Genomic DNA, 15,390 nt, shown 5'->3' on the forward strand with positions numbered 1-15,390 from the left:
CCCGCCATGCGTAATCTGCTCGCCATCGCCGCCGTAGCCGCCGCCATCTCCGCTCCGGCGTCCGCCGCGACCATCGACCTGTCGACGCTGAACCTGGCCGGCAGCGCGCAGATCGTCGGCGGCGAGCTGCAGCTGACCCACACCAGCGCCACCTCGAACGCGTCCGGCGTGGCCGGCGCCGGCTGGGTCGCGCAGGGGATCTCGACCACCGCGTCGTTCAGCACCTCGTTCAGCTTCTCGCTGAAGGGTAACGACAGCGGCAAGATGGCGGACGGCATCGCGCTGGCGTTCCAGAACGTCGGCAACAACGTCACCGGCGTCGGCGGTGGCGATGTCGGCTACTGGAATATCGGCGGTTCGGGATCGAGCGCGGTCGGCTCGGTGATCCGCAGCTGGACCAACAACGACTACGGCCTGAGCACCAACGGCGTGGTGCAGGGCCTGACCCCGGCCGGCTGGAGCCTGGGCGCGTCGAACAACGTGAGCGGCTCGCAGACCGTCAGCTACAACGCCACCACGCATGAGCTGACCATGGTCGGCCAGTTCGTCGACGGCAGCACCGGCAACGTCTACACCGTCAGCGACAGCGCCAATGTCAACCTCAGCACCAAGTTCGGCAACACGATGTACGTCGGCTTCACCGGCGGCACCGGCGGCACCGACGCCGACCAGCGCATCACCAGCTTCTCGATCACCTCGGCGGTGCCGGAAGCGGATACGTACGCGATGATGCTGGGCGGCCTCGGCCTGCTGGGCTTCGTGGCCCGCCGCCGCAAGGCCAAGTAAAAAGCGGGGCGCTTTTTTTTATTTCAGCTCTTCGATCAGATCGATGTACAGCTGTTTCGCTTCGTCCTGGGTCTTGCCTTTCAGCGCATCCCAGGCATCGTACTTGGCGCGGCCGACGAAGTCGGTCATGCCCGGACGGTCGCCCGTCGCGTCGCCCGCCGACGCCTGCTTGAACAGCGCGTAGATCTTCAGCAGGGTCATGTTGTCCGGACGCTCGGACAGGTTCTTCGAGTCGGCCTGGGCCTGGTCAAATTGTTCTTGCAAACTCATGCTGCATCTCCTGGAGTGTGATGGGTGGGTACGCGCCATCATAACCGCAGCCGCCGCAAAAGCCGCTAGAGGACATCCTCAAAAACAGAACGGCGGTTCATGCCGGGTCATCGACCCGTCATGAACCGCCGTGTCCGGTGCCCTCGCGGGCACAGCTAACCTGCGATTACTTCTTCTTCGTCGGGTTGACCGCTGCCTTCAGGGTAGCGCCAGCCGAGAATTTCGGGGTTTTCGACGCCGCGATCTTGATCGCTTCGCCGGTTGCAGGATTGCGGCCTTTACGAGCGGCGCGTTTAGCTACGGAGAAGGTGCCGAAGCCGGTGATGCCTACCGTGTCGCCTTTTTTCAGACGCTCGGTGATGATGGCGATCAGAGTATTCACTGCACCGTTGGCGGCAGCAGCGGACACTTCAGTGCGTTTCGCAAATTCTGCAATCAATTCGCCTTTTTTCATTACTACCTCCTTGGTTATTAGAGCGCGCAGATTAGCATAAATATTGTCAAATGTAATGGTTTCTGTACGAAGTAGCCCTTACAGTAGCTGCCGCGCCACGCTGCAGTGCATCAAAAGCCCCGTGTTTACAGGCGATGCGCGGTTTTGGCGAACCCGCATGCCACCCCAAAAAGGTTTATGATGGAACGCACAAGGACGGGACTATGAGCTTCTCAGACGAGACACTGATGGCATATGCCGACGGCGAGTTGGACGACGCGACGCGGCTCGCGATCGAAGCCGCCATGCGCCGCGACAGCAGCATCGCCCGCCGCGTGGCGCGCCTGCGGGCCGCGCGCGACGAGGTGTTTGCCGACCAGGAACCGTCCGGCGCGCGGACGCGGCAGGCCAACGTGGTGCAACTGGCGGCGGTGCGGGCGCAGCGTCTTGCAACGCAGCAGGCCGCGCGCAAGGCCGTCAAGCGGCCCTGGGGCTGGCTGGAGTGGAGCGCGCTGGCGCTGGTGATGGTGCTCGGCCTGGCGGCCGGTAAATTCGGCCTGGCGCGCTGGCAGCCGGACTGGTTCGGCGAACCGGCGCCGGCGCCGACCGAGGTCGCCAGCCGCAACGGCACGCTGGTCGCGCAGGGCAAGCTGGATGCCGCCTTGAGCCAGCAGATGGGCGGCGCGGCGCCGTCCGAGGGCAATGTGCGCGTCGGCCTGAGCTTCCTGTCGAACGAGGGCGGCTACTGCCGCAGCTTTACGCTGGTGGGCGGGAGCCAGGATCTGGTGGGGATCGCCTGCCGCGCCAGCGAGGAGTGGCGGATACCGGCGCTGGTGCAGAATGCGCGGCCGCAGCCGGCCATGGGCGCGTACCGGATGGCCGGCACGGAGATGCCGACGGCGGTGCTGGAAGCGATAGACCAGCGCATCGTCGGCGGCATGCTCGACACGCGAGCGGAGCTGGAGGCGCTGCGCAGGAACTGGCAGCGCTAAAGAAAATTAAACGCCCAGCAGCTCGACGTCGAAGATCAGCGTGGCGTTGGGCGGGATCACGCCGCCGGCGCCGCGCGAGCCGTAGCCCAGGTCGGCCGGGATGATCAGCTGGCGGGTGCCGCCGATCTTCATCCCTTGCACGCCTTCGTCCCAGCCGCGGATGACCATGCCGGCGCCCAGCGCGAACTCGAATGGGTCGTTGCGGTCCTTGCTCGAATCGAATTTCGGGCCCTTGGTGCCGTCGTCGTTGCGCAGCCAGCCGGTGTAATGGACGGTGACGTTCTGGCCGGCCTTGGCTTCGTCGCCTTCGCCCACGGTCAGTTCGATGTACTGCAGGCCGGATTCGGTGGTAATGGTGGTCATGTTATTCCCTCGTTATTCGTTAAACACAGCCCCGAATTGTAGCAGGGCGTCCCTGGCCATGAATAATTGTGGCCATTTGTCTTGTTGCCGCCCGGTTTGCACGTAAAATAAACGTTTTGCTCTTTCAAGCGATTTTTTCATGCCCTGCAGTTTCCGCCGTATCGTCATTTCCTGCGTCTGCGCCATGTCTGCCATCGGCAGCGTGCAGGCCAACGTTGTGGTTGTGCTCAACTCGCGTGACGCCACCGTCCAGTTGCTGGATCAGGCCACCTACAAGGACCTGTCCACCTTCCCGGTCGGCAAGGAGCCGCACCACCTGATGTCGACGCCGGATAACAAATCCCTCATCGTCGCCAGTTCGGTCGGCAATGAGCTGATCTTCCTCGATCCGAAGTCCGGCCAGGTGCAGCGCACCGTCAAGGACATCCTCGACCCGTACCAGATCGGCTTCTCGCCGGACCAGAAGTGGTTCGTGTCGAACTCGCTGCGGCTGGACCGCGTCGACCTGTACAAGTACGACGGCGCCAACATGACGCTGGCCAAGCGCATTCCGCTGGCCAAGCTGCCCAGCCACATGGCCTTCAACGCCGCCAGCAACATGGTGTTCATCACCCAGCAGGGCAGCGACCAGGTCAGCGGCATCGACCTGAACACGCAGACGGTGAAGTGGACCATGTCGGTCGGTAAGCTGCCGGCCGGCATCGCCATGACGCCCGACGACAAGTACCTGCTGGTCGGCATCATGGGCAAGGACTACGTCGAGGTGATCGACTGGAAGACCCAGAAGAGCATCAAGCGCATCAAGACCGGCCAGGGCGCGCACAACTTCCGTTCGGCCGGCGACGGCCGCTACACCTACGTCTCCAACCGTGTTTCCAATTCGATTAACATCATTGATCAGAAGACATTGGAAAACGTCGGCATGATCAACGTGCCGGGCGGCCCGGACTGCATGGAAATCACCGCCGACGGCAAGACCATGTGGGTCACGCAGCGCTGGATCAAAAAGGTCGCCGTGATCGACCTGCCGACCCGCAAGATCGTCAAGATGATACCGGTGGGCCGCTCGCCGCACGGCGTGTTCTTCTTTAACTCCGCCCAGCGCTGATGCATGCCGCCGCCGCCCTGACCTTGTTGGCGCTGGCGGTCTCGCCGGCTGCCCAGGCGGCCGACCCGGCCAGGTCGGTCAACGCCGACGCGCGCGAACTGAACGCCGCCGCGCGCGCCGCCAACAGCGATGCGCGCAACCTCAATGGGCCGGCCCGCCGCGCGGCCGAAGCCAAGGCCGCCGGCGCCGCCGCCGCGCCAGGTTCGGCGGCCGCGGTGCGCAGCGCCTCGGCGGCCTCCGCCGCCGGCGCCGCGCCGCCGGCCGTGCTCAAGGCCGCGCTGAGCGCGCCGGTGCGCCCGGCCGCCTGCAAGGGCACCATCTACCTGACCTTCGACACCGGCAGTCAGTCCCAGGCCGAACTGATCGCCGACACGCTGAAGCGCCACCAGATCAAGGCCACCTTCTTCCTGGCCAATGAGAAAACCGTGCGCGGCGATTATTCGCTGGATCCGTCATGGTCGGCCTACTGGAAGGCGCGCGTGGCCGAAGGCCATGCGATCGGCTCGCACACCTTCGACCACATCGTGCTGTCCGGCGACGGCGCCGGCGGCAGCCTCAAGGTCAAGCCCGGCTTCGGCCCGCGGGCCGGCAAGATCGAGAGCCTGACGCCCAAGCAGTATTGCGACCAGATCCAGCGCGTCGACCGGCGCTTTGTCGAACTGACCGGCCGGCACCTCGATCCGATCTGGCGCGCGCCGGCCGGCCGCACCTCGCCGCGCGCGCTGGCGGCGGCCGAGTCCTGCGGCTACAGCCACGTCGGCTGGGCGCCGGCCGGCTTCTCCGGCGATGAGCTCTCCAGCGCGGCTTACCCGAATGCGGTATTGTTGCAAAAGTCGCTGCGCGACCTGCGGGATGGCGACATCTTCCTGGCCCACATGGGCATCTGGTCGCGCAAGGACGCGTGGGCGCCGGCCAACCTGGAGCCGCTGATCAGCGGCCTGGAGCAAAAAGGCTATTGCTTCGCCACGCTGCGCGAGCATCCTGATTACCTTTCCACCTTCAAGTCGACATCCAAGCATCCATGATTCAACTATTTTCTGACTGGCTGGGCGTGGCCCAAGGCTGGTTGTTCGAGACGGTGATACAGCCGTTGGTGTTCCAGCTCGGCTTCGGCGAGTTCATCGAGGAAGCCTTCGAGGGCACCGAGTGGCTGCTGATCGGCGGCCTCGAACTGACGCTGCTGTTCCTGGTGCTGCGTCCGCTGGAGGCGATGATCCCGGTGCACAAGTTCACCGACCCGCGCGCGCGCTGGAACGACTTCATCTACACCGTGCTGCACCGCATCGGCCTGTTCTCGGTGCTGATCTTCTTCACGCTCGATCCGCTGATGGACAGCGTGGCGGCCATGCTGCGCTTTGAAAGCTTCCAGCCGTTCAACCTGGAATCGCTGTGGCCGGGCATCAGCCCGCTGGGCAGCTTCCTGGTGTATTTCGTGGTGCTGGACTTCTTCGATTACTGGTATCACCGCGCCTCGCACCAGTTCAACTGGTGGTGGGCGCTGCACGGCCTGCACCACAGCCAGCAGAACATGAATCTGTGGAGCGACAACCGCAACCATCTGCTGGACGACCTGCTGCGCGACGTCTACATGGGCGTCATCGCGCTGGGCATCGGCGTCGAGCCGTCGCAGTACGTGATGCTGGTGTCGGTCTCGCGCATCCTGCAAAGCCTGCAGCACGCCAACGTGCGCATCCACTTCGGCCGCATCGGCGAGTGGCTGCTGGTGTCGCCGCGCTACCACCGCATGCACCATTCGATCGGCACCGGCCACGAGTCGCACGGCAAGGGCACGCTGGGCGGCTGCAATTTCGCCGTGCTGCTGCCGGTGTGGGACATCATCTTCCGCACCGCCAACTTCACGCCGGAGTTTGTCGCCACCGGCATCCGCGACCAGTTGCCGCAGACCGACGAGCACGGCGTCGTCGTGCCCGGCCGCGAATACGGGCGCGGCTTCTGGTCGCAGCACTGGCTGGCGCTCAAGCGCATGGTCGAATACGCGCGCAAGGACGTGGTCTGATGGGCGGCGTGCTGCGTTCCTGGGGGCGCGCCTTCCTGTCGCAATGGCATGGCAAGATGTTGCTGATGAGCGTAGTGCCCTTCCTGCTGGCGCTGGGCGTCTGGGCGGTGCTGCTGTATCTCGGCCTGCAGCCGCTGGTCGACTATCTGCATGCGCAGTTCGCCGCGCATGACGGCTTCAGCTACAGCAGCAGCTTGCTGACCTCGCTTGGCCTGGGCACGCTGAAAACCGTGGTGGTGCCGCTGATCGCGATGCTGATGCTGCTGCCGCTGATGATACTGACCGCGCTGATCTTCATCGGCGTGGTGGCCATGCCGGTGATCGGCCGCCATGTCGGCCTGCGCCACTATCCGCAACTGGAGCAGCGCAAGGGCGGCAGCGTGCTGGGCAGCGCCGGCGTGGCGCTGGGCGGCATGGCGGTGTTCATCGGCTGCTGGATCCTGACCTTGCCGCTGTACTTCTTCCCGCCGCTGGCGGTGCTGGTGCAGGCGCTGCTGTGGGGCTGGCTGACCTGCCGCGTGATGGTCTACGACGCGCTGGCCGACTACGCCAGCGCCGACGAGCGGCGCCAGATCCTGGCCGGGCATCGCTGGCGTTTGCTGATCATCGGCGTGGTTTCCGGCGCGGCAGGCGCCTTGCCGGGCGCGATCTGGCTGGGCGGCGTGATGGCGGTGGTGTTCTTCCCCTTCCTGGCGGCGGCCTCGATCTGGCTGTATGTGCTGATCTTTATCTTTACCGGTTTGTGGTTTGCTTATTACTGCCTCGATGCGCTGGCGCGCCTGCGCGCCGACGCGGCGGTGCCGCTGCCACAAGACGACATCATCCTCTGACAGAAAGCAGGCAATCATGGCGATCGGACTCATCATCATTGGCGACGAAATCCTGTCCGGCAGGCGCGTCGACCAGCACTTTCCCAAGGTCGTGCAAATGCTGGCGGCGCGCGGCCTGCAGCTGACCTGGGCCGAGATCCTGCCTGACGATCCGCTGCGCATCACGGCCGCGCTCAAGCGCAGCTTCGCTTCCGACGACATCGTGTTTTGCTGCGGCGGCATCGGCGCCACGCCGGACGACCACACGCGCCAGGCTGCCGCCGACGCGCTGGGCCTGCCGCTGGCGATGCACCCGCAGGGCAAGCTCAACATCCAGCAGCGCATCCTGCAAATGGGCGTGGACGCCGGCCAGCCGGCCGACCTGGCGTCGCCGGAAAACCTGCATCGCCTGAAGATGGCCGAGTTCGCCGAAGGCGCGGCGCTGATCCCTAATCCGTACAACAACATTGCCGGCTTCGCGCTGCACAAGCACTACTTCGTGCCGGGCTTCCCGGTGATGGCCTGGCCGATGATCGAGTGGGTGCTGGACCACCACTACGCCGACCTGTTCAACCGCGAGCCGCGCCTGGAACAGTCGGTGCTGGTGTACGAAGCGGCCGAGTCGGCGCTGACGCCGCTGATGGTGGCGATCGAAGCGCAGTATCCGCGCGTCAAGGTGTTCAGCCTGCCGAGCGTCGGCGACGCCAACACGCGCCGCCATATCGAGCTGGGCGTGAAGGGCGAAGCGGTGCAAACCAGCGAAGCGTTTGCGCAACTATGCGCCGAGCTGAAAAAACTCAATGTAGAGTTCGACAACATAGCTTAAGCAACTGTTAATGCATGCCAGCATGAATGGTCGGCGAAGTTGAAAAGCGGCGTTCCGCCTGACGGTAGAACGCCGTTGTTTTTTTGCGAAAAATAATCGGCGCAGTAAAATTATTCTGCGTCTGCTCCGGTTACAACCGCTGTGTTGTGGTGCAATGATACTTAGAAGACGAAACTCCTTCTTCGTACGTTTTACTGAATAGCTGACCGGTCTGAATCATATGTTAAGCAATCGTCGTTTCCGCCGGCCCCGTCTCGTTGTACGCGCAGTACGCAAAATGCGTGCGGGCGCCGCAGCACTTGGCTATCGCCGCAAGCGCCACCTTCGCGTGGTGCCGCCGCCTACTCCCGAACAAACCGAAGCGCACCTGGCGCAGGCGCAGATGGATCCGCCTCCGCCCGAAGACACGCCGAAAAAGAAGAGCAAGCGTTCGCGCAACGCCTTTTTGCTGGTGCTGCTGATCGGTGTATCGTTTGCCGTCTACTGGGGCATCCAGGAAAGCCGCACCTCCAGCATGCAGGCGCGCTTCTTCAGCGACCTGGCCGGCAAGATGACCTACCGCATGGAAGCGGGGCCGAGCAAATCGATCCGCTTCCCGCACGACAGCCCGTATGACGAGCGGCTCGGCTACGCCAGCCTGCCGGACTACGTGGGCAAGCTGAGCGCGCGCGATTATCACGTCAGCGCGCAGGTCCGCATCTCGCCGAAGATGGCGGAGCTGGCCGACATGGGCATCTTCGCCACCTACCGCGAAAAGACCAAGACCGGCCTGACCATCTACGATTGCCGCGCGCAGGAACTGTTTGCCGCCAGCTATCCGGAACGGATCTACAACAAGTTCGAGCAGGCGCCGATGGCGCTGATCAACAGCCTGCTGTTCATTGAAAACCGCGAGCTGCTGGACAACAAATATCCGAAGCGCAATCCCGCCGTCGAGTGGGACCGGCTGGGCAAGGCCGTCATCGAGAAGAGCGTCAGCTCGGTCGCGGGCGGCCATCGCGCGGCCGGCGGCAGCACGCTGGCCACGCAGATCGAGAAGTACCGCCACTCGCCGGAAGGCCGCACCGGTTCGATGAAGGACAAGCTGCAGCAGATGGTCTCGGCCAGCCTGCGCTCCTACCAGGACGGACCGGACACCACCAAGGCGCGCCGCAAGATCGTCATCGATTACCTGAACACGGTGCCGCTGTCGGCCAAGCCCGGCTACGGCGAAGTGAACGGCATCGGCGACGGCATGTGGGTCTGGTACGGCCGCGAGTTCGCCGAGGTCAACCGCCTGCTGGCCGGCCCGCTGGACAAGCCGGACGCCGACACCGCGCTGGTCTTCAAGGAAGCGCTGAGCCTGATGATCGCGCAGCGCCGCCCGAGCTACTACCTGGGCGACGGCGCCGCCGACCTGGAAATCCTGGCCAACAGCCACCTGCGCATCCTGGCGCAGGACGGCGCCATCACGCCGGCCATGCGCGACATGGCCTTGCTGCAGAAGCTGCATCCGGCCACCGGCAACGGCCTGCAGTCGGCGCCGGCCATGACCTTCGTCACGCGCAAGGCCTCGAACGCGATCCGCAACCACCTGGCCAACCTGCTGGGCGACAACCGCATGTACAACCTGGACCGCCTCGACCTGAGCGTGACCAGCACGCTGGACGCGCAGGCGCAGACGGCGGTGACGCAGGTGCTGCGCGACCTGCGCGATCCGGAGAAGGCCAAGGCCGCCGGCCTGACCGGCAAGGGCATGCTGGGCAACGGCGATCCGGCCAACGTGGTGTACAGCTTCACCTTGCTGGAGAAGGGCGAGCAGAACAACCTGCTGCGCCTGCAGACCGATAATTTCGACCAGCCGCTGGACATCAACGAAGGCGCCAAGCTGGACCTGGGTTCGACCGCCAAGCTGCGCACGCTGGTGACCTACCTGGACATCGTCGACCAGCTGAACAAGAAGTATGCCGGCATGGACGCGGCGGCCCTGGGCAAGGTGGTGGTCGATCCGCAGGACAAGCTGTCGGCGTGGGCGCTGGAATACTTCAAGGCGCTGCCGGTCGAGAAGGGCGGGCGCGAACTGACGCCGATGCTGAACGCGGCGATGGAGCGCAAGTACTCGGGCAATCCGGGCGAGGGCTTCTTCACCGGCGGCGGCCTGCACCACTTCGGCAACTTCTCGAAGGAAGACAATTCCAAGATCCTGACCGTGACCGAGGCGCTGCGCCACTCGACCAACCTGGTGTTCGTGCGCCTGATGCGCGACGTCGCCAAGTACTATATGTTCCAGTCGCCGGGCTCGTCGGCCTCGCTGCTGGCCGACGCCGACGATCCGCGCCGCGCCGATTACCTGGCCCGCTTCGCCGACAAGGAAGGCAAGGAATTCCTGGCGCGCTTCTACGCCAAGTACAAGGGCAAGCCGGAGTCCGAGCTGGACAAGATCCTGCTGGCCAATATCCGCAGCACGCCGGTGCGGCTGGCGGTGATCCATCGCACCGTGTATCCGCTGGCGACGCTGGAACAGTTCAGCACCTTCATCCACGACAACCTGCCGTCGCAGAACGAAGTGCCGGAGGAGCGCGTGGCCAAGCTGTACGACCAGTATGCGATCGACAAATGGTCGCTGGCCGACCGCGGCTACCTGGCCAGCGTGCATCCGCTGGAATTGTGGATGGCGGCCTACCTGCGCCTGCATCCGGGCGCGACGCTGACGCAGATGACGGCGGCCAGCGAGCTGCAGCGCCAGGAAGTGTATCAATGGCTGTTCAAGACGCACCGCAAGCACGCGCAGGATAAGCGCATCGTCGGCCTGCTGGAGATGGAAGGCTTCATGGAAATCCACAAGCAGTGGAAGAAGATGGGCTATCCGTTCGAATCGCTGGTGCCGTCGTATGCGACCACCTTGGGCGCGTCGGCCGACCGTCCGGCCGCGCTGGCCGAGATGATGGGGATTATCGTCAACGGCGGCGTGCGCAAGAGCAGCCAGCGCGTGGCCTCGCTGCACTTCGCCAAGGGCACGCCGTATGAAACCATCGTGACCAAGGCGGCGCCGACGACCAACGAGCAGGTGCTGTCGCCGGAAGTGGCGCGCGTGGTGGCCGATGCGATCCGTGGCGTGGTGTCGGACGGCACGGCCAAGCGGGCGCGCATGGCGTTCGTCAAATCGGACGGCACGGTGATCCCGGTGGGCGGCAAGACCGGCACCGGCGACCAGCGCTTCGACGTGTATGGCGGCGGCGGGCGCCTGATCGAGTCGCGCTATGTGAACCGGTCGGCGACCTTCGTGTTCAATATCGGCGAGCGCTTCTTCGGTTCGATGACGGCCTATGTGCACGGGCCGGAATCGAAGAACTACGACTTCACCAGCGCGCTGCCGGTGCAGCTGCTGGTGGTGCTGGCGCCTAACCTGATGCCGCTGATCGAGCCGAATCTGGTGGCCAGGCCCGCGGCCGCGCCGATCGTCGTGAAAGCCGGGGGCGAGGTCCCCGCGATAGTGAAACCGCCGCTGCAGGCCTGCGCCGGTTGACGCCGTCCCCCGCCTTGGCGGGGACGTCGGCGCCGGCCGGACGTGTTTCCCTTGCATAGTTAGTCATTTGTTGGCAATGTATCAGCCCATGAAACCTATGCGCCATCACATGTCCAAAATCCTCAAGTTCACGCAGTTCTCCGTGCGGGACTTGCTTGTCGCCGCCGCCCCGACCATCCTGCTGATCGCCGGCGTCTGCCTGCTGGCCTATTGGCTGGTCGATCCGGCGCCGCCGCGCACCGTACGCCTGGCCACCGGCCAGGAAAACAGCGCCTATGAGGAGTTCGGCAAGAAGTACGCCGCCGCGCTGGCCAGGCACGGCGTCAAGATCGAGCTGATCCCGTCGGCCGGTTCCGGCGACAACCTGCGCCTGCTGAAGGCCGGCAAGGCCGACATCGCCTTCGTGCAAAGCGGCTCCACCAATGAGGAAGCCGCCGAACGCGAGGGCCTCAGTTCCCTCGGCAGCCTGTTCGTCGAGCCGCTGTGGCTGTTCCTGCGCGAGACCAAGGGCCAGCCGCCGATCACCCAGCTGACCCAGCTGCGCGGCAAGAAAATCAATTACGGCCCCAAGGGCGCCGGCGCGCCGCGCCTGTTCCGCCAGGTGCTGGAGCTGAACGGCGTCGAGAAGGGCGAAGTCGAGCGCTTCTCGCTGGCCAACACGCCCGCCACGGTGGAGCTGCTGGAGGGCCGCATCGACGGCCTGGTGTTCACCTCGGCGCCGGAAGCGCCGCTGATCCAGATGCTGCTGCAAACGCCGGGCATCAAGCTGTTCAACTTCAGCCAGGCCGAGGCCTACGCGCGCAAGCTGCCGTTCCTGACCCACGTGGTGCTGCCGCAGGGCATCGTCGACCTGGGCCGCGATATCCCGGCCGAGGATTATCAGTTGATCGCGCCGACCGCCACGCTGGTGGCGCGCGACGACCTGCATCCGGCGCTGATGGACTTGTTCGTGCAGGCGGCCAGCGGCATCCATAGCGGCGCCGGCTGGTTCCAGCAGCAGGGCCAGTTCCCGTCGGCCAAGTACACGGAGATTCCGGTCGACGAGGAAGCGGCCAAGTTCTACAAGAACGGCCCGCCGTTCCTGCAGCGCTACATGACCTTCTGGCTGGCCAATTTCTTCGACCGCATGTGGGTGGTGGTGGTGGCGCTGGGCGCGCTGATTCTGCCGCTGTCCAAGGTGGTGCCGCCGCTGTACGTGTGGCGCATCCGCTCGCGCGTGTACCGCTGGTACGGCCAGCTGCGCGCGGTGGAGCAGAGGGTGGAGGAGGCTGCGGCGGAAAACCGCATGGCGGTCTACGAGGAGCAGCTCAAGCGCTTGAACGAGATCGAAGACCTGGTCAACCAGGTCTCGATCCCGCTGTCGTTCGCCGACGGCTTATACGGCTTGCGCAGCCACATCCAGTTCGTGCGCAAGCGTATCCAGTTCCTGATGGGCGAGGCGGCGCCCGCCGCCGTGGACGCGGTGCCGGTCTAGGCGATCAGGCGCCGGTCCACGGCAAGCCGGCCTTGCACCAGCCGCTGATGTTCTTGCGGTGGGTGTGCTCATCCTTGTCGCCCTCGAAGCCTTCCAGGATGTCGTAGCAGTGCTGGTAGCCATGTTCGGTCGCCAGCTTGGCGGCGTTGCGCGAGCGTACGCCCGAGCGGCACAGGAACAGGATCACCTGGTCCTTGCGCGCGACCGAGTTCAGCTGCTCAATGAATTCATGGTTGGCGATGCCGCCCGGATAGATGGTCCACTGAACCGCACCATGTTGGGCTTCCGGTATGGCCACCCGGCCGACCCAGTCACGCTCGGCATTGGTGCGCACATCGACCAGCTTGACGGCGTTGTCCGCACTCAGCAATTCAAACGCTTCCTGCGGCGTTACTGCGCCGGCATAGGGCCAGTCCTTGCTCCGGCTGCGGGCAAGGGCGAGAATGTCGTCAATTTTGCTCATGGGATGTTCCAAAAATAAGTTTGAGTTTATTATAGGCCTCCTGTGCGAGCCGGAGACTGTGGTGCACCAAAACCGTGCCATTTTCTGAAAAACGCCCATAATGCACTTATAAGGTGCAAAATGCGGAAAACGCACACAGTTGGTGCGGTATTGATCTGCTGCAAAAACAGGCAAATTGAATGGTGCGCTGATTTTAGATTCATTTGGCTGCAAATTCAAAGACGCTGCCGACATATAGATATGAGTTTCGGGCTGGCATAGATAGTGCTTAGTAAGGCCTCACGAGTTCCACACATTCCTTTAGGAGATACGCATGGCAATGACAGCCGCAGAAGTTCTGAAAATGGTCCAGGAAAACGAAGTCAAATTCGTTGATTTCCGTTTCGCCGACACCCGTGGTAAAGAACAGCACGTAACCGTGCCTGTGTCGCACTTCGACATCGACAAGTTCGAATCGGGTCACGCATTCGACGGTTCCTCGATCGCCGGCTGGAAGGGTATTGAAGCATCGGACATGATTCTGCTGCCGGATCCAAATACCGCGAACATCGACCCGTTCATGGAAGAGACCACGCTGTTCATGCAGTGCGACGTCATCGAGCCTGCCGACGGCAAGGGCTACGACCGCGACCCGCGCTCCATCGCCAAGCGCGCTGAAGCCTACCTGAAATCGTCGGGCATGGGCGACACCGCCTACTTCGGCCCTGAGCCGGAATTCTTCATCTTCGACAGCGTGCGCTGGAAGATCGACATGTCGGGCTGCTTCGTCAAGATCGATTCCGAAGAAGCATCGTGGACCACCGGCGAGAAGCTGGAAGGCGGCAACACCGGCCACCGTCCAACCGTCAAGGGCGGCTACTTCCCAGTGCCACCAGTGGACAGCTTCCAGGACATGCGTTCGGAAATGTGCCTGATCCTGGAATCGCTGGGCATCCCGGTTGAAGTGCACCACCACGAAGTGGCCGGCGCCGGCCAGAACGAAATCGGCACCAAGTTCTCGACCCTGGTCGAGCGCGCCGACTGGACCCAGAACCTGAAATACGTGGTCTGGAACGTCGCCCACAGCTATGGCAAAACCGCGACCTTCATGCCGAAGCCTATCGTTGGCGACAACGGTTCGGGCATGCACGTGCACCAGTCGATCTGGAAAGACGGCGTCAACCTGTTCGCCGGCGACGGCTATGCCGGCCTGTCGGACACCGCGCTGTACTACATCGGCGGCATCATCAAGCACGCCAAGGCGCTGAACGCGATCACCAACCCAGGCACCAACTCGTACAAGCGTCTGGTTCCAGGCTTCGAAGCCCCGGTGAAACTGGCGTACTCGGCCAAGAACCGTTCGGCTTCGATCCGTATTCCACACGTGGCCAATCCAAAAGGCCGCCGTATCGAAACCCGCTTCCCGGATCCACTGGCCAACGTCTACCTGTGCTTCGCAGCACTGCTGATGGCTGGCCTGGACGGTATCGCCAACAAGATCCACCCAGGCGAGGCAGCATCGAAAGATCTGTACCACCTGCCGCCGGAAGAAGACGCGCTGATCCCAACCGTGTGCTCGTCGCTGGAAGAAGCGCTGGACAACCTGAACAAAGACCGCGAGTTCCTGACCCGTGGCGGCGTGTTCAGCGATTCCATGATCGACGCCTACATCGAACTGAAAATGCAGGACGTCCAGCGCATGCGCATGACGACTCACCCTGCCGAGTTCGATATGTACTACTCGCTGTAATTGCAACGCGCCGGCCCTGCCGGTGCTTGTGGTGAAGCAAAAAACGCGGGGCGAGCAGAGCTTTCCCCGCGTTTTTCTTTGGATGTTGTATATTCGGGATGGAATGTTCCACCCACGGATTACGAATGACAACTAGTTTGAAGCGAAGTGTTTTGCTGGCGCTGCTCGCCTCCGGCGCGGCCCACGGCCAGGGCGTGATCTACAAGTGTACGCCGCCCAATGGCAGCGTCGAATACACCGACGTTTATCGCGGCAGTTTTTGCAAGTCCATGGATTTGCCGGGCACCGTGGTGCCGGCGCCGGCGCGGCGTGCGGCCGGACCGGCGCGCAGCGCGGCGCCCGTGGCGACGCCTGGCGATTTTCCGCGCGTCGACAACGCCGAGCAGCGCTCGCGCGACGCCGACCGGCGCGCCATCCTGGAGGACGAGCTGAAGACCGAGCTGCAAAAGCTGGCCGAGCTGCGCAAGGAGTTCAACGGCGGCGAGCCGGAACGGCGCGGCGATGAGCGCAACTACGCCAAGTACCAGGAACGGGTGGCCGCCATGCGCGACAGCATCAGCCGCTCGGAAAAAAATGTCGATGCCTTGAAACGTGAGATCGCGAATATCAAATGAC

15 protein-coding genes are annotated in these 15,390 nt (G+C 63.8%); 11 read left to right on the forward strand and 4 right to left on the reverse strand.

Annotated elements, in window-relative coordinates; translation table 11 throughout:
* Nucleotides 1-6: 6 nt before the first annotated feature.
* Entirely contained in the window at nucleotides 7-786 is a 780-nt protein-coding gene (locus tag ACEN9F_RS25210) for a lectin-like domain-containing protein (protein WP_413424470.1), read from the forward strand.
* A gap of 18 nt (nucleotides 787-804) precedes the next feature.
* Here the strand turns inward: ACEN9F_RS25210 and ACEN9F_RS25215 are convergent, their stop codons facing one another.
* Together ACEN9F_RS25215 and ACEN9F_RS25220 are read right to left on the reverse strand one after the other, a co-directional pair.
* Nucleotides 805-1,056, reverse strand: a complete 252-nt coding sequence (locus tag ACEN9F_RS25215) for an acyl-CoA-binding protein (protein WP_413424472.1) — start codon at nucleotides 1,054-1,056, stop codon at nucleotides 805-807.
* Nucleotides 1,057-1,222: 166 nt separating this feature from the next.
* A complete protein-coding gene (locus tag ACEN9F_RS25220) occupies nucleotides 1,223-1,510 on the reverse strand; it encodes an HU family DNA-binding protein (protein WP_166105444.1) in 288 nt (95 codons plus the stop codon).
* Between the two features lie 203 nt (nucleotides 1,511-1,713).
* On the opposite strand from ACEN9F_RS25220, the gene ACEN9F_RS25225 reads away from it, so the two are divergent.
* Nucleotides 1,714-2,481, forward strand: coding sequence for a hypothetical protein (locus ACEN9F_RS25225; RefSeq protein WP_413424474.1), 768 nt, complete (start codon nucleotides 1,714-1,716; stop codon nucleotides 2,479-2,481).
* Between the two features lie 6 nt (nucleotides 2,482-2,487).
* Here the strand turns inward: ACEN9F_RS25225 and ACEN9F_RS25230 are convergent, their stop codons facing one another.
* Nucleotides 2,488-2,844 (reverse strand): FKBP-type peptidyl-prolyl cis-trans isomerase, encoded by a 357-nt coding sequence (locus ACEN9F_RS25230; protein WP_413424476.1) that lies wholly within the window; start codon nucleotides 2,842-2,844, stop codon nucleotides 2,488-2,490.
* A 139-nt stretch (nucleotides 2,845-2,983) separates the two neighbouring features.
* Here ACEN9F_RS25230 and ACEN9F_RS25235 point away from each other — a divergent pair, with 139 nt between their 5' ends.
* The 7 genes from ACEN9F_RS25235 to ACEN9F_RS25265 all read left to right on the forward strand — a co-directional run bounded on the left by ACEN9F_RS25235 (nucleotide 2,984) and on the right by ACEN9F_RS25265 (nucleotide 12,583).
* Nucleotides 2,984-3,952 (forward strand): cytochrome D1 domain-containing protein, encoded by a 969-nt coding sequence (locus tag ACEN9F_RS25235; RefSeq protein ID WP_413424478.1) that lies wholly within the window; start codon nucleotides 2,984-2,986, stop codon nucleotides 3,950-3,952.
* Nucleotides 3,952-4,977, forward strand: coding sequence for a polysaccharide deacetylase family protein (locus ACEN9F_RS25240; RefSeq protein ID WP_413424480.1), 1,026 nt, complete (start codon nucleotides 3,952-3,954; stop codon nucleotides 4,975-4,977). Before ACEN9F_RS25235 ends, ACEN9F_RS25240 begins: the two co-directional genes overlap by 1 nt.
* Entirely contained in the window at nucleotides 4,974-5,969 is a 996-nt protein-coding gene (locus tag ACEN9F_RS25245; RefSeq protein ID WP_413424482.1) for a sterol desaturase family protein, read from the forward strand. Before ACEN9F_RS25240 ends, ACEN9F_RS25245 begins: the two co-directional genes overlap by 4 nt.
* Nucleotides 5,969-6,799, forward strand: a complete 831-nt coding sequence (locus tag ACEN9F_RS25250; protein WP_413424483.1) for an EI24 domain-containing protein — start codon at nucleotides 5,969-5,971, stop codon at nucleotides 6,797-6,799. Before ACEN9F_RS25245 ends, ACEN9F_RS25250 begins: the two co-directional genes overlap by 1 nt.
* Before the next feature lie 16 nt (nucleotides 6,800-6,815).
* Nucleotides 6,816-7,604, forward strand: a complete 789-nt coding sequence (locus ACEN9F_RS25255; protein ID WP_413424485.1) for a competence/damage-inducible protein A — start codon at nucleotides 6,816-6,818, stop codon at nucleotides 7,602-7,604.
* Between the two features lie 382 nt (nucleotides 7,605-7,986).
* Nucleotides 7,987-11,109 carry a transglycosylase domain-containing protein gene (locus ACEN9F_RS25260; protein WP_413427174.1) on the forward strand — a complete coding sequence of 1,041 codons (3,123 nt, stop codon included), beginning with the start codon at nucleotides 7,987-7,989 and terminating at the stop codon, nucleotides 11,107-11,109.
* Nucleotides 11,110-11,218: 109 nt separating this feature from the next.
* Nucleotides 11,219-12,583 carry a TAXI family TRAP transporter solute-binding subunit gene (locus ACEN9F_RS25265; RefSeq protein WP_413424487.1) on the forward strand — a complete coding sequence of 455 codons (1,365 nt, stop codon included), beginning with the start codon at nucleotides 11,219-11,221 and terminating at the stop codon, nucleotides 12,581-12,583.
* 4 nt (nucleotides 12,584-12,587) lie between these two features.
* Here the strand turns inward: ACEN9F_RS25265 and ACEN9F_RS25270 are convergent, their stop codons facing one another.
* Nucleotides 12,588-13,046, reverse strand: a complete 459-nt coding sequence (locus ACEN9F_RS25270; RefSeq protein WP_413424489.1) for a rhodanese-like domain-containing protein — start codon at nucleotides 13,044-13,046, stop codon at nucleotides 12,588-12,590.
* Nucleotides 13,047-13,359: 313 nt separating this feature from the next.
* On the opposite strand from ACEN9F_RS25270, the gene glnA reads away from it, so the two are divergent.
* Together glnA and ACEN9F_RS25280 are read left to right on the forward strand one after the other, a co-directional pair.
* Nucleotides 13,360-14,775 carry a type I glutamate--ammonia ligase gene (gene glnA / locus ACEN9F_RS25275; RefSeq protein ID WP_008445691.1) on the forward strand — a complete coding sequence of 472 codons (1,416 nt, stop codon included), beginning with the start codon at nucleotides 13,360-13,362 and terminating at the stop codon, nucleotides 14,773-14,775.
* Between the two features lie 125 nt (nucleotides 14,776-14,900).
* Nucleotides 14,901-15,389, forward strand: coding sequence for a DUF4124 domain-containing protein (locus ACEN9F_RS25280; protein WP_413424491.1), 489 nt, complete (start codon nucleotides 14,901-14,903; stop codon nucleotides 15,387-15,389).
* The last annotated feature ends 1 nt before the right edge of the window (nucleotide 15,390 follow it).

This window comes from Duganella sp. CT11-25, from assembly GCF_047302815.1.
GTDB lineage: Bacteria > Pseudomonadota > Gammaproteobacteria > Burkholderiales > Burkholderiaceae_D > Rugamonas.